Origin of the sequence: Flavobacterium sp. (genome assembly GCF_031411595.1) — a bacterium.
In the GTDB taxonomy this organism is placed as follows: domain Bacteria; phylum Bacteroidota; class Bacteroidia; order Flavobacteriales; family Flavobacteriaceae; genus Flavobacterium.
Genome location: NZ_JANOBI010000051.1, coordinates 1 through 17,913, shown reverse-complemented (window position 1 = coordinate 17,913; position 17,913 = coordinate 1). Strand labels below are relative to the sequence as shown.

Below are 17,913 nucleotides of genomic sequence, written 5' to 3'. Positions count from 1 at the left end.
GTTCTTTCAAATCACCCACAGAAAATTTCCAATTGTCTTCCGCATGATCCAAACGGTGCAACAACCTTTCACGCTGTTCCTCCTTACTCAAATGCAAGTAAAACTTCAAAACGATCGTCCCATTTTGCGCGATATGCTTTTCAAAATGATTGATTTGCTTCATGCGTTTTTCCCAAAAATCTGGCGTGATATCTTCCACTTTTTCAATGCCTGGCAGGTTTTCATTCAATACATATTCAGGATGCACGCGCGTCACCAAAACATTCTCATAATGCGTTCGGTTGAATACCGCAAACTTCCCTTTTTCAGGCAACGCCAAGTAATGCCGCCACAAATAATCATGCTCGAGCTCGTTCGTATTCGGTGTTTTAAAACTATGCACCTCAACGCCACGCGGATTAAATTCCTTAAACACTTCGCGAATCAAACTGTCTTTCCCCGACGTGTCCATGCCTTGCAAACAAATCAAAACGCTATACCGATTGTGCGCATACATCACGTCTTGAAAAGCACTTAACTTCGCTTGAACTTTGTCTAATTTTTCTTCCTTATCTTCATCGCTAGCATCCACCTTCAAAAGCGTTGGGATTTTCGAAAGTCGAATCGCATCGGTAACTTTAAAATCGTCAGGATTAATAGATTTCATATTTTGAAGTTTATTTGAGTAAATATAATTATTTTTAGGAGCTATTTCCGGCTATCATTCCAATCTTGTCATTGCGAGCTTGCGCGGCAATCTCCCAATGCCAAGGATTTTCCCTTCTATCCGGGCTAGGTAATTGACACAAAACCAACACTATGCAAAAATTCACCCTCGATATTCTATTCAAAATCATCGGAATCGGTTCCGCTTCTGGACTCATCTACAACGACAATTTCCTCTATATTATTTCCGACAACAGCACGTTTCTTTATCATTACGATATCAAAGAAAGTAAAGTATCCAAAATCAAACTATTCGAAAACAGCCAAGAAAACCTCCGAAAAAGAGACAAATCAGATTTCGAATCGGTACTGCAAAAAGATAAAAAAATCTACTTGTTCGGCTCGGGTTCAAAACCCAAAAGACAAACACTAGCCACTTACGATCCAAAAAAAGAGATCGCCACCAAAACCGATTTATCTGAAATCTACGATGCATTCAGAAAAGCAGCACAAATGCCTAAAGAAGAACTCAACATCGAAGGCGTCGTGTATTACGATCAACAATGGATTTTCTTTCAACGTGGCAACGGCAAACAAGGCAAAAACGGGATTTTTATTTTAAAGAATAAAAAACTGATGGCCAACCAAACTATAACCTACATTCCGATTGTATTGCCCAGCTTAAAAAATGTAGCTGCAACGTTTACAGATGCCGTGTTGGTAAAAGATAAAATCTATTTTCTAGCTGCCGGTGAAGATTCGAATTCTACTTATAAAGACGGTGAGATTGTCGGAAGCATTATCGGCTGCCTCGACGCCAAAAAATTCACCATCGATTTTACCCAAACCATTACAGAAACTCAAAAATTTGAAGGATTGACTTTATATAAAAACACCAAAGAACAAATCGAATTTTTACTCTGCGAAGACAATGATACCGAAGCTTTAGAATCGACTGTGTATAAACTAATCCTAAAAAAATAAAAAAACTTTCCATCGCTTCCCAACCTTTTTCTCTTTTTTGTGCTCTTTACTTCTAAAGACCTTATTGTGATGAACGAAAACCTAATTTCCGCCTGCAGAAAAATGCAACGAGACGCTCAGCGTCAGGTGTATGAGCTTATGGCTCCAAAACTGTATCGCACTTGCAAGCGCTACCTCAAAAAAGAAGAAGAAATAGAAGAAGCATTGGCCGACGCGTTCTACACTATTTTTACAAAACTCGATCAGCTCAAGGAATCAGGAGCATTTGAAGCCTGGGCTCGAAAAATCACTGTAAATCATTGTTTGCTTAGCATCAAGAAAAATGTAAACTTCAACATGTATCTTGATGATATTAAAACAATCACTCACCCTGTCACTGCTGAAATCACCGACATGGAAGAAGAAGATTTACTCAATTTGCTCCATCTTATTCCCGAAGGATGCAAGACTATTTTCAACCTCTTCGTTATCGAAGGCTACGGTCACAAGGAAATAGCCGTGATGCTCAACATTTCTGAAGGCACTTCAAAATCGCAACTGAATGCCTCTAAAACAAAACTAAAGGAATTAGTGAATCAATTGTATTACCAAAAAGTGAAATAGTCATGAACAATCAAGATAAAATATTCGAACAAATTAAGGAAGCTTCACAAAAAGCGGAAGCCAAAGATTTTGCTGCCATGGAAAAAGTCTGGGCACGCGTAGAAGACAAACTCGATAAAAAAGAAGATAAGAAAATCATCGCAATATGGAAAAAAATTGCCATTGCAGCTTCGCTTCTTTTGTTGTTTTCATTGGGTTACCAGTTTTTAAAATCAGATAAATCAATACACCATCCAAATGTGATTCCTGAAAACAACATCGTCATTCAAGAGAAAACAGAAATCGAAAACCCTAAAACGGTAGAAATTACACCTTCGAAAATCATTAAAAAAGATGCTGAAAAAATTCTGAAACAACAAATCGAAAAGCAAGAGGCATTAACGAACAATGAGCTTACTGTGGAACCTATTAAAGAAAAAGCCGAAAAAATGGGTGTGCGTGAAAGCGTCATGACTGTTCAAAGCGAGCCAACTCTAAAAGCAGCTGACACATCCGTTTCGAAAGTTACAGCCACTTATGATGACATCCAAAAAACAATCTCAGGAATCGTAAGTGATGAAGTCGGTCCGCTTCCTGGCGTCAATGTATACATCAAAGGAACAAAAAAAGGAACGCAAACCGATATTGATGGTAAATTCACGATCAAAGCCGAGAAAGGAGATCGATTGGTTTTCAGTTTTATTGGAATGAATGATGCGTATGCGACAGTTGGTGAATCTAATACTGTCAATGCAAAAATGAAAGAGAATAACATGGCTCTAAACGAAGTAGTCGTAACAGGTTATGGAATCAAAAAAGAAAAAAAGTCATTAGGTTACAGCACCAGACAATTATCAAAACGCGAAATCAAGGCAGCATCCAAAAACAATATCGCTGCTAACACTTCTACAGATTATGCGAGAGCGCTGACCGGAAAAGCACCTGGAGTTGCTATCCAACAAACCTCTGGCCCCGTAGGCGCCGGATCCAATGTCATTATCCGTGGTTATTCTTCTTTAGGAAATAACAATCAACCTTTGTATGTTGTAGATGAAATTCCTATGAAGGCAAAAAAGGCCGCAAAATTGAACCCTGACGATATTGAAAAGATTAGCGTCCTAAAAGGCTTGGCAGCAACAACGCTTTATGGAAGTGCTGCACAAAATGGCGCCATCATCATCACCACCAAGAAAGGAAATTTTACAGCAGTTGAAGAAACAGAAGAAGATTACGGCAGCTTTATTGAAAACCCGTTCGAGAGTCCGAAAGCAGCACCACTTTCTACGTTTTCGATTGATGTTGACAATGCATCGTATACCAACATCCGAAGATTCATCAACAACGGGCAAACCGTTCCGAAAGATGCTGTTCGTGTTGAGGAAATGGTTAATTTTTTCAAATACCAATATCCGCAGCCAAGCGACAAGCATCCGTTTTCAATCAATACGGAATACAGCGAGTGTCCATGGAATGCCAAACACCAATTATTAAAAATTGGCCTGCAGGGAAAAAATATTCCAACCGATAATCTACCAGCTTCGAATCTGGTCTTTCTAATCGATGTTTCAGGTTCTATGAGCGATGACAACAAATTGCCTTTACTCAAACAATCGATGAAAATCCTTGTCAATGAATTGCGCAAAAAAGATAAAGTTGCCATTGTTGTTTATGCCGGTAGTGCGGGAATGGTTCTGCCACCGACTTCAGGAGATGAAAAACAAACAATCATCGATGCGCTCGACAGGCTCAACGCCGGTGGAAGTACTGCTGGTGGAGAAGGCATCGAACTCGCTTACAAACTCGCACAAGAAAACTTCATCAAAGATGGAAACAACCGTGTGATTCTGGCTACCGATGGCGATTTTAATGTAGGTGCTTCTTCAGATGGCGATATGCAAACCTTAATTGAAGCCAAAAGAAAATCAGGCGTTTTCCTCACTTGTTTAGGCTATGGAATGGGTAATTACAAAGACAGTAAAATGGAAGTTCTAGCCGATAAAGGCAACGGGAATTATGCTTACATCGATAACATTCAGGAAGCCAATCGTTTTCTTGGGAAAGAATTCAAAGGTTCGATGTTTGCCATTGCAAAAGATGTCAAAATCCAAATTGAATTCAATCCGAAACATGTGCAGGCTTATCGATTGATTGGTTATGAAAACAGAAAATTACGACCCGAAGATTTCACGAATGACGCCATTGATGCAGGAGAATTGGGAAGCGGTCATACCGTTACCGCATTGTATGAAATTATCCCTACTGGTGTAACAAGTGAATTCCTGAGCAATGTACCGGAATTGAAGTATACTAAAGTCGAACAAGCCGGTGCCAATTATAACGACGAATTGGCAACCATCAAATTCCGCTACAAAAAACCCGATGGCGATACCAGTATTGAAATGGTCAAAGTGATTGAAAACAAATCTGTACCATTACAAAACAGTTCCGATGATTTCAAATTCAGTACAGCTGTGGCTTGGTTTGGATTGAAACTCAGAGATTCCAAATTGGTAACCGAAAAGTCATCAGAGGGAATTAAAAAACTCGCCAAATCCGGATTGACCAATGATGAATCAGGTTATAAAGCAGAGTTTATACGCCTTGTGGAAACTGTAAAATAAAACGCCACTAAATCAAAAAGTCAATAACTAGGAATTCATTTCTTGTTATTGGCTTTGTGCTATAAATTCAAACGAAAGCATCGGATTTTACTTTGTGAAGACAATGATACCGAAAACCCAGAATCGACTGTCTATAAATTGGAACTTCAAAAATAATACATGGTTGCATTGTCAGAAAACCAAGTGAATTGTAGTTCCAACATTAGGCTGACTTTCAATAGAAAAGGAACAATTGATTTTCTCGGTTAAACTTTTTACCAACTGCAAACCCATCCCAATACCAACTTCATTGTTGGTTCCTCTACGCGAAACATTGGTATTATTGAGAATATCTTGAATCATTTGAGGCGTCATTCCAATCCCATTATCGGTGACTTCAAGCACATTTTGGTGAAACTTAATCGTTATGATTCCGCCATTAGAAGTGAACTTTATAGCATTCGAAATGATGTTCCTGATAACGATAGTGACCAATTCAGGATCAGAAACAATGACTTGCCCTTTTTCGATTTGCACTTGAATATCGATGCTTTTTGATTGGTAAGTCGACTTATGAATCTCAAGGATATTGGATACAATACTCACAAAATCGATTTCCGAATTATTTTGTTGTAGGGTATTAAAATTGAGTTTTGCCCAACTGAGTGTGCGATCTAATAATTGTAAAACCTGCACCGACTGCTCATTGATTTGGTGCATTAACGAAATAAATTCATCATTGGAAATTTCAGTATTGGCCGCCATCGATGAAATCCCCATAAGGTTCGCCACAGGACTTCTCAAATCATGCCCTAGAATAGACAACATGCGATCATTATTTCTGTTGATATTGCGAAGTTCTTCGTGCAAAGTCACTTCATTATCAATATCTACAAACGCTACAACGTGTATTTTGTTGATGACAGATGCCTTGATTTCGTACCAGCGCTTGTTGCCTTTTTTGCAAGTTACTTGCGATTTCATTCTAACAAAAATTTTCTCCTGTTGCCAGGCTTCTATTTCCGCCTGATTCCAATTGCTGATGACTTGATTTCTGTAGGATTCATCGGGATATGCTTTTGCATACCAACTTTCAATCGTAGGAATTTCATCTAGTGTATACCCAATCTCCTGAAGGAATTTTTCATTAAGATAAGTGTTTAGGTGCTCATCGCCAAAATCTTCTGCAATGATAAATGGATAAGGTAAAAAATCGGCTACCTTTTGTAAGTTTATCCTTGAAATTTTTAAATCATTTGCACCTTCCATCATCTTATCGCTTTTAAAATGACAAGATAAGATTTTTTCCGGGGCTATATGTTATACTATTTCTCTATTTCTCTTAAATTTTCCATCTTCTTATGGGCTAAGAATCCCGCGATATCTTCGAAATGTTCTTTGACGCGTTTGTTACCAAATTCAAAAACTTTGGTCGCCAATCCGTCAAGGAAATCACGGTCGTGTGATACTAAAATCAAGGTGCCGTCGAAATCGCGCAACGCATCTTTGATTATGTCTTTGGTTTTCATATCCAAATGGTTCGAAGGCTCATCGAGTATCAGCAAATTGACTGGTTCTAGCAACAATTTAATCATCGCCAACCGCGTTTTTTCGCCACCAGAAAGCACTTTTACTTTCTTAGTAACATCATCGCCATGAAACATAAATGCACCCAAAAGATCTTTAATTTTCGTGCGCACATCACCTACAGCAACATCATCAATCGTTTCAAAAATGGTGGCGTTTTCATCCAATAACGACGCTTGATTTTGCGCGAAATAGCCAATTTGGGCATTGTGACCAATTTCAACATGACCATTATCAATGCCGATTTCTTTCATAATCGCTTTAATCATAGTCGATTTTCCTTCACCATTTTTCCCGACAAAAGCTACCTTTTGACCGCGTTCAATCACAATATTGGCATCTTTGAAAACCACATGATCTCCATACGATTTCGACAGCTCTTTGACGATTACAGGGTATTGTCCTGAACGCACTGCCGGTGGAAACTTCAAACGTAAAGCCGAAGTGTCAATCTCATCGATTTGAACAGGAACAATCTTTTCGAGCATTTTCACACGAGATTGCACAGACAAAGTTTTAGAAAAAGTGCCTTTAAATCGGTCAATGAATTCTTGGTTGTCAGCAATCATTTTTTGCTGTTCGTCGTATGCTTTTTGTTGGTGAATTCTACGGTCTTTTCGCAATTCTAAATAATGAGAATACTTCGCTTTATAATCATAGATTCTGCCCATCGTCACTTCAATCGTGCGATTTGTGATATTATCAACAAACGCTCTATCGTGCGAAATTACGACTACAGCTTTGGCAGCATTAATTAAGAAATCTTCGAGCCATTGGATACTTTCGATATCCATATGGTTTGTCGGCTCATCGAGTAGAATCAGATCGGGTTTTTGCAATAAGATTTTCGCGAGTTCGATGCGCATTCTCCAACCACCCGAAAACTCAGAAGTTGGTCGATTGAAATCTTCACGAACAAAACCCAAACCAATTAAAATTTTCTCCACTTCCGCTTCATAATTGACTTCCTCAATCGCATAATATTTCTCGCTCAAATCCGAAACGCGCTCAATCAATTTCATATAATCGTCGCTTTCGTAATCCGTGCGAATCGTAAGTTGCTCGTTGATGCCATCGATTTCGGCTTTCATTTTAAAAACTTCCCCGAAAGCTTTTGAAGTTTCTTCCACTACAGTAGCCGTATCCGTCGTCAATAAATGCTGTGGCAAGTAAGCAATGACAGCTTCTTTTGGTGCAGAAATGTTACCTGTAGAAGGTTTGCTTTGACCTGCAATGATTTTCAAAAGTGTCGATTTTCCTGCGCCGTTTTTTCCCATCAAGGCAATTTTGTCATTTTCATTGATGGCAAAAGAAACATCGCTAAATAAAGTGGTTCCGCCGAATTGTACGGAAATATCATTAACTGTAATCATTTTGGATTATTAGATTGTTGGATTATTAGATTTTTAGACTGTAAGATTGTAAGATCATAAGATGCTTCTTACAGTCTTGAAATCTTACAGTCTTACAGTCTATTTTTAAAACGCGCAAAGATAGTCTAATTTAGAAATGAGGCAATTTGGAAATGTACTAATTTGTATACTAAAACGTAATTTTAAACAATTAGTCATACATTTATAATATACAAACCGTTATGCCTATATTCGACTATAGCTTTCTAAACAAAATCTTACCTAAAGCCAAGATTAAAAAGAGCTTCAGGAACGCGAAGCAGTCTTATCTCAATAGGGTTCGACTCGCCACTTCGCTGTTTTTCTTTGGTATGGGATTTTGCTTTGCTACTTGGGCCAGTCGGATTCCTGATATTAAGTCAACACTCCATCTTAGTGAAGCTGCTTTGGGAACTTTACTTTTTGCTTTGCCTTTTGGCCAGTTGATTGCCATGCCGTTTTCAGGAAAAGTAGTGGCGCAATATGGCAGTAGAAATATTGCTATTTTAGGATTGTTTCTTTACGCCATTTGCATGATTTTACCAGGATTGGCAACAGCAGATTGGCACTTGGCGATTGGATTGTTTTTATTTGGTTTTTTTGGCAACTTCTGCAATATCGCTGTGAACACGCAAGGTGTTTATACACAACAATTGTTTACCAAACCGATTATGGGTTCGTTTCACGGTTCATGGAGCTTGGCAGGTTTTTGTGGTGCTTTACTCGGGTTGCTAATGTTGGCTTTTAAACTAAGTCCGTTGCAGCATTTTGTGGTGGCTTTTACTATTGTGAGTTTAATCATCGTATTCAATTACAAATACATTATAAAATCGAAATCAAAGCAAGAAGAAGCCAAAACCAAGTATTCGTTTTTTAAAAATCCCGACAAAACCTTATTGTGGTTGGGTGTAGTTTGTTTTTGCGGTATGGCCAGCGAAGGTATTATGTTTGATTGGAGTGGTGTTTATTTCAAAGAAATCATCAAAGCACCCGGAGCATTAGTCGTTTTAGGGTATACAACTTTCATGATTACAATGGCTTCAGGAAGATTTTTTAGTGATATTTTGGTAGGGAAATACGGTGCGAAAAGAGTTTTAATGGCAAGTGGTATCGTTATTTCATTTGGATTTTATATGGCGGTTTTATTGCCGTTTTTAATTCCCTGCACCATCGCTTTTATGCTGATTGGATTTGGAGTTTCCAATGTGGTTCCTATTATTTTTAATGTGGCGGGGAATAACGAAAAAGTACCGACAAGCATCGCTTTAACCACCGTATCGAGCATCAGTTTTCTGGGATTTTTGATTGGCCCACCACTAATCGGCTATATCGCTGAACTGACCAGTTTGAAATATTCGTTCGCCATTATTGGTATTTTTGGATTGTTTATTTCAATTCTGGTGAGCAAACTCAGTATATTTAAGTAACTATATACTCAATCGAAATTCCTCGACTACTGCATTCGCTTTAGAAAAATCAGTTTCTTGGATGAATACTTCTACGGGTTTGGAGTTTGATAAACTAGGCAAAACATTCGATTGGTTGTTGTTTCGAATTACGGTATTGACGCCTATAGCTTCTATTTTTTCTTGTAAGGCAAGCGCTAGAATTTCATTGCCTGAAAATATTTTCATTAATCCCATATCAATAGTTGTTGCTTGTTAGTTGTCTGTTTGGTCATCTTCAATTTCGAACCAGTAGGGTTCTGTGAGCATTTTTTCTGCTAATATTTCGATGCGTTCGGTGAGTTGTTCAGCAAAAATAAGGCGTTGTGTTTTGGTAATGCTGTTAGAAATGCGCATGATTTTGGTTTCATGGCGCAATCTTAAAATCGGTTCGGCGTCATCTAGAATAAACATCTTCAATCGGTTGACATTATAACCAGCCGTAGAAAACATTTCGTTGAGTTTGTTCGGTGTTCCTATGAGCACATCGATTCCTGTGGAAATATAATTCTTATCATATTCCATATCGCCTTTGTCATGCACGCCGTATACGCGAAGGTTGGTGTACTTTCCAAATTCGTCGAACAATGCTTCCATTTCTAAAACTTTCGCTTTGTCTTCTACAATAATCAAAGCTCTTGGAGATTCTTCGCCTTCAGCTACCAATTGTTGAATAACATTCAAAACAATCGTAGTTGATTTTCCGGTTTTTTCTGGCGAAATAATGACGCAATCAGCACCACTCTTCAACGTTGAAAAAGTGTCTTGCTGCATCGGATTCGCTTCAGTCAAACCACTTTCGATAAGCGCTTGTTGGAGGTTGGGGTTTATTTTTTTTAGATTCATTTTTAGGGTTGTAGGTTGTAGGTTGTAGGTTGTAGGTTGTAGGTTGACTGAGCGTAACCTATAACTTACAACCTACAACAATTTATTTACTCGCGAACAGTTTTACGTCGGTTTCTGAAATTTCGTTTCCACCCAGAATAATCAGTCGTTCGACTACGTTTCTGAGTTCACGGATGTTGCCTGTCCAATCGTATTCTTGTAATAATTGAATCGCAGTTTTTGAAAATGACTTTGGTGCATTACCTTGCTCATTAGCGATTTTATCTGTGAAATGTTCTACCAATAACGGAATGTCATCGCGTCGTTCGTTTAATGCCGGAACTTTAATCAGAATCACTGCCAATCGATGGTATAAATCCTCGCGGAATCGTCCTTCAGCTATTTCTGTTTTTAAATCTTTATTAGTGGCAGCCACAACACGCACATTGACTTTAATGTCTTTATCAGCGCCGACTCTTTGTATCAAACTTTCTTGTAAAGCACGCAGTACTTTGGCTTGCGCTGCTAGGCTCATATCGCCAATTTCATCAAGGAAAATGGTGCCACCATCGGCTGCTTCGAATTTTCCGGCGCGATCTCGAACGGCGGAAGTAAAGGCACCTTTGACGTGTCCGAACAATTCGCTTTCGATTAATTCGCTGGGAATGGCAGCACAATTGACTTCAATCAATGGATAATTGGCGCGTTCGCTTTTTTCGTGCAATTGATGCGCAACGAGTTCTTTACCGGTTCCGTTTGGTCCCGTAATTAAAACTCTCGCATCAGTTTGGGCTACTTTTTCTATCATCAATTTAATGTGGTTGATGGCTTCGCTGTTGCCGATCATCTCATAATTTTTGCTGACGATTTTTTTGAGGATTTTATTTTCAACAACCAATTGCTTTTTATCTAAAGCGTTGCGTACGGTGTTGAGTAAGCGATTTAAATCGGGTGGTTTGGATATATAATCGAAGGCTCCGAGTCGCATGGCTAGTATGGCGGTTTCCATGTCGCCGTGACCGGAAATCATAACCATCGGGATTTCGGGTTTGATTTTTTTGACAGCTTCGAGCAAATCGATGCCATCCATTTTGGGCATTTTGATGTCGCACAACACCAAGCCGTAATCGGAGTTTTTTATTTTTTCTAAGCCTTGCAAACCGTCTTCGGCTTCTTCGACTTCGTAGGTGCTGCTTTCCTCGGAGAGTATTTTGGTGAGTACTCTGCGGATCGCGGCTTCGTCTTCGATGATTAGTATTTTGGGCATTTCTTTTTTGAGGTTCTAAGGTTCTAAGGCGCTAAGGTACTAAGTTAGAAAGAACTTGCCTATGTATTAAGAAAATTTTGATTCTAAGATGATTGCCTAGCCCTGATTGGAGCAAAGTGCCGCGCACTGCGGAAAGCAGGTTCCCGGCTCCTAAAAAACCTTAGAACCTTAGTACCTCAGCGCCTTAGCACCTAATATTTAAGCCATTTATACAATTCTTTCCACGTTGGTTTCTTGCCATACATCAGGATTCCAACACGGTAGATTTTCGACGCAAACCAAACCACACCGAAAAATGTTCCGAACAAAATGGTCATCGATAATGCGATTTGCCACCACGGTACGCCGAATGGAATTCGCATCAGCATGACGATGGGCGATGTGAGCGGCACCATGGAGAATACTGTGGCTATGGTTCCGTGCGGATCGTTGATGACGGTGAAAAAACCTATGTAAACGCCCAATATTAATGGCATAATGATAGGCAAAAGGAATTGTTGTGAGTCGGTTTCGTTGTCGACTGCGGCTCCGATGGCGGCGTAGAATGAACTGTATAGGAAATAGCCACCGATGAAATAAATGATGAAACAAATCAGAATGGTGGCGATAGGTAAGTTCCACATTTCTTTGATATACATCTGCATCGAAGACATTTGTTCTTGCGCTTGGTGCATCATTTCAGGTGGGACTTTGGCAGTTGGCGAGGCATCGATTCCGAAGAATGTGGATGCTGCAAACATTAAACTCAATCCAATAATCGCCCAGATGAAAAATTGTAAAACACCGGCAAGCGATGTTCCGATGATTTTTCCCATCATGAGTTGAAATGGTTTGACAGACGAAATAATGATTTCGATGATGCGGTTGGTTTTTTCTTCGATTACTGAGCGCATGACCATATTGCCATAGATGATGATGAACATCATAATGAGATATCCGAAAGCACCTCCGATGGCAATTTTGATTTCGTTGAGGCCTTTTAGGGTTTGCTCTCCGGAAGATTTCGCAACGCCAATATTGACTTTGGCTTCGGCGTTTTTGATGGCTAGCGTGTCGAGTTTGGCTTTTTCGAAGTTGAGTTTTGTGATTTTCTTGGCGATGACATCTTCGGTATCGCCTAAAAAACTGAGGCTTGGACTGTCATTCGAAATGTATTGAATTTTGCTTTGAAGCGTTTTGATGCTGTCGGTTTTAGGAATAAAAATCAACCCTTCGTAGCTTTCTTTGACGATGCTGTCTTTGAGGATTTTCATATCGACTTTAGACAAATCGAGGTAATGGTATTCTTCTGAATTTTTGAATTCGTTGGCGAAAATTCCGGTTTCGTCGTGGATGGCGATTTGCTTGACATCGGCTTTGAGGGAACCAAGATAACCTACGAAAGCAGCGATTCCGACAAAAAGCAACGGACTTAAGAAAGTCATCACAATGAAGGATTTGTTGCGCACCTTGGCTATGAATTCTCTTTTTATGATTAAGGATAAAATGCTCATTTTTTTGGATTTTAAGATTGTAAGACTGTAAGATTTTAAGACTGTAAGACCAAATCTTATGATCTTACAGTCTTATAGTCTCACAATCTATTGACTGACAGTTTTGATGAAAATATCATTAACACTCGGGATTTTTTCCAAGAAATGCGTGACTTGTCCGCGTTGGGTTAGCAAGTGAAGCAATTCGTTTGGTGCGGCGGTTCCGAGTTGAATTTCTAGTTTGAGTTCATCGTTGAGCGATTTGAAATTGGTTTGACCCACCGTAAATTTTTGCGTGATGTCGTACATCAAACCTTCTACGTTATCTGTGAGAATACCGACTTCGAAACTATTGGTTCGGTATTCTTTTTTGACATCGGTGAGTTTGCCTTCAATGAGTTTGTTGGATTCGTGAATTAACGCGATATGGTCGCAAAGTTCTTCAACGCTTTCCATACGGTGCGTTGAAAATATGATGGTGGAACCTTGTTTTTGCAATTCGAGAATTTCGTCTTTGATGATGTTGGCATTGACAGGGTCGAAACCAGAGAAAGGCTCATCGAAAATCAGCAACTTGGGTTTGTGCAATACGCAGACTACGAATTGTATTTTTTGCGCCATTCCTTTGGAAAGTTCTTGTATTTTTTTGTTCCACCAACCTTGAATTTCTAAACGGTCGAACCAATAGTGTAATTGTTTGGTAGCTTCAGCTTTGGAAAGTCCTTTCATTTGGGCAAGATACAAGCATTGTTCGCCGACTTTCATCGATTTGTATAAACCGCGTTCTTCGGGAAGATAACCTATATATTGTACGTGGTGTGGTTGTAATTTTTCTCCATCGAAAATCACTTCGCCGCTGTCGGGCATGGTAATTTGATTGATAATTCTGATGAGAGACGTTTTTCCAGCGCCGTTAGGGCCGAGTAATCCGTAGATGCTTCCTTTTGGAACGGTGAGTGATATTTTGTTGAGTGCTACGTAATCACCGTATTGTTTGACTACATTTTGAACTTCAAGAATGTTATTCATACTGAATTTAATTTGTGTAAAAGTATGCAATTAGTATAATTGGACTTCATATTGTTACAAAAAAAACCCACCCTTATTTTGCAACAAGGATGGGAAAAATTGCTATGAAAAAGAAATTACTAGTTGCCTAGTAATAATCAAATATAAAATATTTTTTTAATTTATGAGAACATATCTTTAACTTTTTCAAAAAAAGATTTATCGCTCTTTTCAGGCTGCGGAATAAAGTTTTCGTCAGTTAGATTTTTCTCGAAAAATTGCTTTTGATCTTTGTTTAAAGTCTTTGGTGTCCATACGTTAATATGTACGAGTAAATCGCCTTTACCATAACCGTTTATACTTGGAATTCCTTTTCCTTTTAATCTAAGGATTTTTCCGGATTGAATGCCTTCTTCGAGTTTGATTCTGACTTTTCCGTTGACCGCATCGATGTCTTTGGAAACGCCTAAAACGGCTTCTGAGAAACTGATGTATAAATCGAAATGCAGGTTTTCTCCTTCACGTTTTAGGAATTCGTGTTCTTGTTCTTCGATAGCTACGATTAAATCGCCAGGAATTCCGTTGCCCGGTGCGTCGTTTCCTTTATTGGAAACTTTGAGTTGCATCCCATCGACAACACCAGCAGGGATTTTGATCGATACTGTTTCGTCTTCGAGAATCATTCCTTGTGCATCGGCTTCGGTTGGTTTTCGGTCGATGATTTGACCTGAGCCACCACAAGTTGGACAAGTGGAAGCGGATTGCATACGCCCCAAAATCGTATTGGTAACACGCATGACTTGACCTTGACCGTTACACGTTGAACACGTTTTATAAGAAACGCCAGCAGCTTGAACTTTGCGTTTTACTTTTACTTTTTTCTCGACACCGTTTGCTATTTCGTCTAACGTTAGTTTGACTTTGATACGAAGATTGCTGCCTTTGACACGACGTTGTCCTGCTGAATTCCCGCCAAACTGACCACCGAAAGCACCACCGAAAATATCGCCGAATTGACTGAAGATATCATCCATGTTCATGCCGCCGTGACCGCCGCCAAAACCACCGGAACCGTCGAAAGCTTGGTGACCGTATTGATCGTATTTGGCTTTCTTTTGAGGATCGCTTAATACTTCATAGGCTTCGGCTGCTGTTTTAAAATTTTCTTCTGCTTCTTTATTTCCTGGATTTTTATCAGGATGAAACTCGATGGCTTTCTTTCTGTATGCCTTTTTGATTTCAGCTTCAGTAGCATTTTTTGAGATGCCTAATATTTCGTAAAAATCTTTTTTCATGTTTTTGATATTCGATTAACCCTAGACAGTTCGCGGGTTGCGATTGGTATTAATTTCCGATAACCACTTTTGGGAAACGGATGATTTTGTCTCCTAGCTTGTATCCTTTTTCGATTACGTCTACGATTTTTCCTTTTAGGTTTGGCGATGGTGCCGGAATTTGTGTAATGGCTTCTGCGAAATCGGCGTTGAAAATATCACCGGCTTTAACGGTTACTTCTTCTAATCCTTTTGCGTATAGGGTTGATTTTAGTTTTTCTGAAATGAGTTCAACACCTTCTAACAATATATTATCGTCTGTTTTTTTGATTTCTGTGATGGCGCGGTCGAAGTCGTCCATGATGGGAAGCATGGCTTGGATTACTTCTTGGTTGGCCGTTTTGAATAAATCGATGCGCTCTTTGGCAGTACGTCGTTTGTAGTTTTCGAATTCGGCAAAAAGTCTTAAAAATTTATCTTTCTCTGTGGCCAGATCTTCTTCGAGTTTTTGTTCTGGCGTTAAAGCTTCTGCACCTTCTATACCTTGCTCTTGGGTTTCTGTTGTGGTTTGGTCGAGCACTTCTTCGTTCTCTTTATTTTCAGTCGTCATTTTGCTTTTATTTTTAAATATGTTTTTCATTATTTTTTGGCTGATTGGCAAAAGTATTGCCATTTGTTGAAAAATGTCAAATTGTCACGGTTTTTTTTTAACCGCAAAGTACGCAAGGTGTTTCGCAAGGTTCGCAAAGATTAGCTCGCAAAGGCGCAGAGACGCAAAGTTTGGGAAGAAGTAGTTTGGGAATCAATTGCCCTAGCCCCGATAGAAGGGAAAATCCTTTTTTGTTTTTTCTTTAAAAACAAAAAAGATTGGAATGATAGCGGGAAAAAGCTCCTAAAAGTTAAAATGAAAAATTTAATAGAATTTTAAGACTAAAACGTTTTCGTTTTGATTAAGTTTGTTTCCCTCCAATGAAAAATTGGTATGGAATTGAATCTTAAGGTTAGCGTTAAGCTTCTAAATATTATTAATTCACTTTATAAAAGAAAAGCTCCGTTTGTTCAACGGAGCTTTTTTTATGCAATGATATTACCCAGTGCTTTTTCGATTGTCGGGAATTGGAATTGGAATCCGTTATCGAGGGCTTTTTGGGCGCTGATGTTTTTGTTGGTGAACAGTAATTCGTGCATTTCTCCGAGCATTAAACGCATGACAAATCTTGGAATATTGGGCAAGAAAAGTGCTTTGTGTAGTTGCTTTGCCAATGCTTTGGTAAGATTTTCGTTTGAAATTGGACTCGGTGATACTGCGTTATAGATGCCTTCCCATTGGTTTTTGGCTGCGAAAAAATACATCGCTGCGAGATCATGAATGTGAATCCATGAGGTGATTTGTTGGCCATTTCCGAACGCTGCGCCCAATCCGAATTGAATGGGTTTTAGCATTTCTTGAAGTGCACCGCCGTTTTTAGACAGAACGATTCCTGTTCTGAGTTTGCATACTTTGATGTCAAGTTGTTTGAATTTGTTGATGCTTTCCTCCCATTTTACGACTACATTAGAAAGGAAATTATCTTGATTGGCGATGGAAAGTTCATCGTATAGGGCTGTTGCGCTATCGGGATAAATAGCCGTTCCTGATGCTGAAATGATTTGTTTGACTTGATTTGGATTTTCTTTTAGGGCTTTGTAGAGCGTATTAGAAGATGCAATTCTGCTTTCGATGATTTCTTGTTTGTAGGCACTTGTCCAGCGTTTGGCGATGCTTGCACCGGCGAGGTGAATGATAACATCAACGCCTAGAAGGCTATTCTCATCGATGATACCTTGCGCCGGATTCCAAAAAAATCCATGGTATTTGTCTTCTTTGATGATTTTCTTTTTGGAGGTTGTGAGGTAATGCACTTCGACTCCGTTTTGCAACAACAGTGCAACCAATTCTGTTCCGATTAAGCCTGTGGCGCCAGTGATAAGAATTCTCATTTTTTATTTCAAAGTTAAGTAATGGCTTGGGAAACGTTGTCACAATTAGGTTTGATTTAACGTCTGTTGGATGGGAATTTAGTTCTTGATTTTCACGGTCCATTCGAAATCCATTTCGGAAACTTGTTCGCCTTTTTCGTTGGTTCCTATGGATTTTAACCAAACGGTTTGGCCTTCGCCGGTAGCGATGGTTTGTTGGATGGCATCGTTTACTTTTTGTCCGTCGTTGCAGGTGAATGTGATTCTGCCGGTGGCTTTTTTGGTAAAATTGCCTTTGTTGTTGGCGACTAACATCGAGATTTTTTTACCGCTTTCTTGTATGGAACGCATCACTAAAGCGCCAGTTGAGAGTTCAGCTGCCATGGCTTGCACGGCAAAATACATCGATTGAAATGGGTTTTGATTGAACCAGCGGTGGCGAACTGAAGTCACACATTGGCCTTGCGTAATGCTTTTTAATCGAACGCCGCACCAAAAGGCAGATGGTAATTTTAAGAACAAAAAAAGGTTGATTTTAAAACGTGACATATTGTGTTTGCTGGATTTATTGGTTAAATATACCGCTTTTATTTATAGTAATGATGGTTTTTAAATTGTTAAAATTTTGTTAATATATGGTACTATGCGAAACAAGGTATTGGTTTTTGAACATATATTTGCATAAGAAATTACTATACAATCTATAATCATGGAAACAACTTCGAAAAACAGTACAGCAGCTTTAATGAATCTGAGTACATTAACACAATACTTTATTCCGTTTGGAAATTTTATTTTTCCAATTATCATTTGGAGTGCGAATAAAGAAAAATCGGAATATATTGATCAGCAAGGAAAGCAAACCATCAATTTT

17 protein-coding genes are annotated in these 17,913 nt (G+C 39.0%); 5 read left to right on the top strand and 12 right to left on the bottom strand.

Translation table 11 applies throughout. The annotated features are described in order from the left end of the window. Nucleotides 1-646, bottom strand: a 646-nt coding sequence (locus RMO03_RS12025) for a polyphosphate kinase 2 family protein (protein WP_309642348.1), incomplete at its 3' end; no start/stop codon positions are given. A 152-nt stretch (nucleotides 647-798) separates the two neighbouring features. Between RMO03_RS12025 and RMO03_RS12020 the strand changes: the two genes are divergently transcribed. The 3 genes from RMO03_RS12020 to RMO03_RS12010 all read left to right on the top strand — a co-directional run bounded on the left by RMO03_RS12020 (nucleotide 799) and on the right by RMO03_RS12010 (nucleotide 4,832). Then, nucleotides 799-1,629: a DUF6929 family protein gene (locus RMO03_RS12020; protein WP_309642347.1), complete on the top strand. Its 831-nt coding sequence runs from the start codon at nucleotides 799-801 to the stop codon at nucleotides 1,627-1,629. A gap of 102 nt (nucleotides 1,630-1,731) precedes the next feature. After that, nucleotides 1,732-2,232 carry a sigma-70 family RNA polymerase sigma factor gene (locus RMO03_RS12015; protein ID WP_309642346.1) on the top strand — a complete coding sequence of 167 codons (501 nt, stop codon included), beginning with the start codon at nucleotides 1,732-1,734 and terminating at the stop codon, nucleotides 2,230-2,232. Nucleotides 2,233-2,234: 2 nt separating this feature from the next. Further along, a complete protein-coding gene (locus RMO03_RS12010; RefSeq protein WP_309642345.1) occupies nucleotides 2,235-4,832 on the top strand; it encodes a von Willebrand factor type A domain-containing protein in 2,598 nt (865 codons plus the stop codon). 171 nt (nucleotides 4,833-5,003) lie between these two features. Here the strand turns inward: RMO03_RS12010 and RMO03_RS12005 are convergent, their stop codons facing one another. Then, the gene (locus tag RMO03_RS12005) at nucleotides 5,004-6,083 is read right to left on the bottom strand and encodes a PAS domain-containing sensor histidine kinase (RefSeq protein ID WP_309642344.1); all 1,080 of its coding nucleotides are present in this window, start codon (nucleotides 6,081-6,083) and stop codon (nucleotides 5,004-5,006) included. Between the two features lie 53 nt (nucleotides 6,084-6,136). Then, nucleotides 6,137-7,771 carry an ABC-F family ATP-binding cassette domain-containing protein gene (locus RMO03_RS12000; protein WP_309642343.1) on the bottom strand — a complete coding sequence of 545 codons (1,635 nt, stop codon included), beginning with the start codon at nucleotides 7,769-7,771 and terminating at the stop codon, nucleotides 6,137-6,139. Between the two features lie 221 nt (nucleotides 7,772-7,992). Here RMO03_RS12000 and RMO03_RS11995 point away from each other — a divergent pair, with 221 nt between their 5' ends. Continuing rightward, nucleotides 7,993-9,216 (top strand): MFS transporter, encoded by a 1,224-nt coding sequence (locus tag RMO03_RS11995; RefSeq protein WP_309642342.1) that lies wholly within the window; start codon nucleotides 7,993-7,995, stop codon nucleotides 9,214-9,216. On the opposite strand, the gene RMO03_RS11990 is transcribed toward RMO03_RS11995, so the two are convergent. The 9 genes from RMO03_RS11990 to RMO03_RS11950 all read right to left on the bottom strand — a co-directional run bounded on the left by RMO03_RS11990 (nucleotide 9,217) and on the right by RMO03_RS11950 (nucleotide 17,588). Beyond that, the gene (locus RMO03_RS11990) at nucleotides 9,217-9,423 is read right to left on the bottom strand and encodes a putative signal transducing protein (RefSeq protein ID WP_309642341.1); all 207 of its coding nucleotides are present in this window, start codon (nucleotides 9,421-9,423) and stop codon (nucleotides 9,217-9,219) included. It abuts the gene before it with no gap. 27 nt (nucleotides 9,424-9,450) lie between these two features. Continuing rightward, a complete protein-coding gene (locus tag RMO03_RS11985; protein ID WP_309642340.1) occupies nucleotides 9,451-10,080 on the bottom strand; it encodes a DEAD/DEAH box helicase in 630 nt (209 codons plus the stop codon). Nucleotides 10,081-10,162: 82 nt separating this feature from the next. Next, on the bottom strand, nucleotides 10,163-11,326 hold the full coding sequence (locus RMO03_RS11980) for a sigma-54 dependent transcriptional regulator (protein WP_309642339.1): 1,164 nt from the start codon (nucleotides 11,324-11,326) through the stop codon (nucleotides 10,163-10,165). 191 nt (nucleotides 11,327-11,517) lie between these two features. Beyond that, nucleotides 11,518-12,819, bottom strand: coding sequence for an ABC transporter permease (locus tag RMO03_RS11975; protein WP_309642338.1), 1,302 nt, complete (start codon nucleotides 12,817-12,819; stop codon nucleotides 11,518-11,520). Nucleotides 12,820-12,906: 87 nt separating this feature from the next. Continuing rightward, nucleotides 12,907-13,827 (bottom strand): ATP-binding cassette domain-containing protein, encoded by a 921-nt coding sequence (locus RMO03_RS11970; protein WP_309642337.1) that lies wholly within the window; start codon nucleotides 13,825-13,827, stop codon nucleotides 12,907-12,909. Nucleotides 13,828-13,988: 161 nt separating this feature from the next. Then, nucleotides 13,989-15,101, bottom strand: a complete 1,113-nt coding sequence (gene dnaJ, locus RMO03_RS11965; protein ID WP_309642336.1) for a molecular chaperone DnaJ — start codon at nucleotides 15,099-15,101, stop codon at nucleotides 13,989-13,991. A 49-nt stretch (nucleotides 15,102-15,150) separates the two neighbouring features. Continuing rightward, nucleotides 15,151-15,720, bottom strand: coding sequence for a nucleotide exchange factor GrpE (locus tag RMO03_RS11960; RefSeq protein ID WP_309642335.1), 570 nt, complete (start codon nucleotides 15,718-15,720; stop codon nucleotides 15,151-15,153). Between the two features lie 434 nt (nucleotides 15,721-16,154). Beyond that, nucleotides 16,155-17,060 carry a TIGR01777 family oxidoreductase gene (locus RMO03_RS11955; protein WP_309642334.1) on the bottom strand — a complete coding sequence of 302 codons (906 nt, stop codon included), beginning with the start codon at nucleotides 17,058-17,060 and terminating at the stop codon, nucleotides 16,155-16,157. Nucleotides 17,061-17,138: 78 nt separating this feature from the next. After that, nucleotides 17,139-17,588, bottom strand: coding sequence for a DUF4442 domain-containing protein (locus RMO03_RS11950; protein ID WP_309642333.1), 450 nt, complete (start codon nucleotides 17,586-17,588; stop codon nucleotides 17,139-17,141). Between the two features lie 160 nt (nucleotides 17,589-17,748). On the opposite strand from RMO03_RS11950, the gene RMO03_RS11945 reads away from it, so the two are divergent. Continuing rightward, nucleotides 17,749-17,913, top strand: a 165-nt coding sequence (locus RMO03_RS11945; protein ID WP_309642349.1) for a DUF4870 domain-containing protein, incomplete at its 3' end; no start/stop codon positions are given.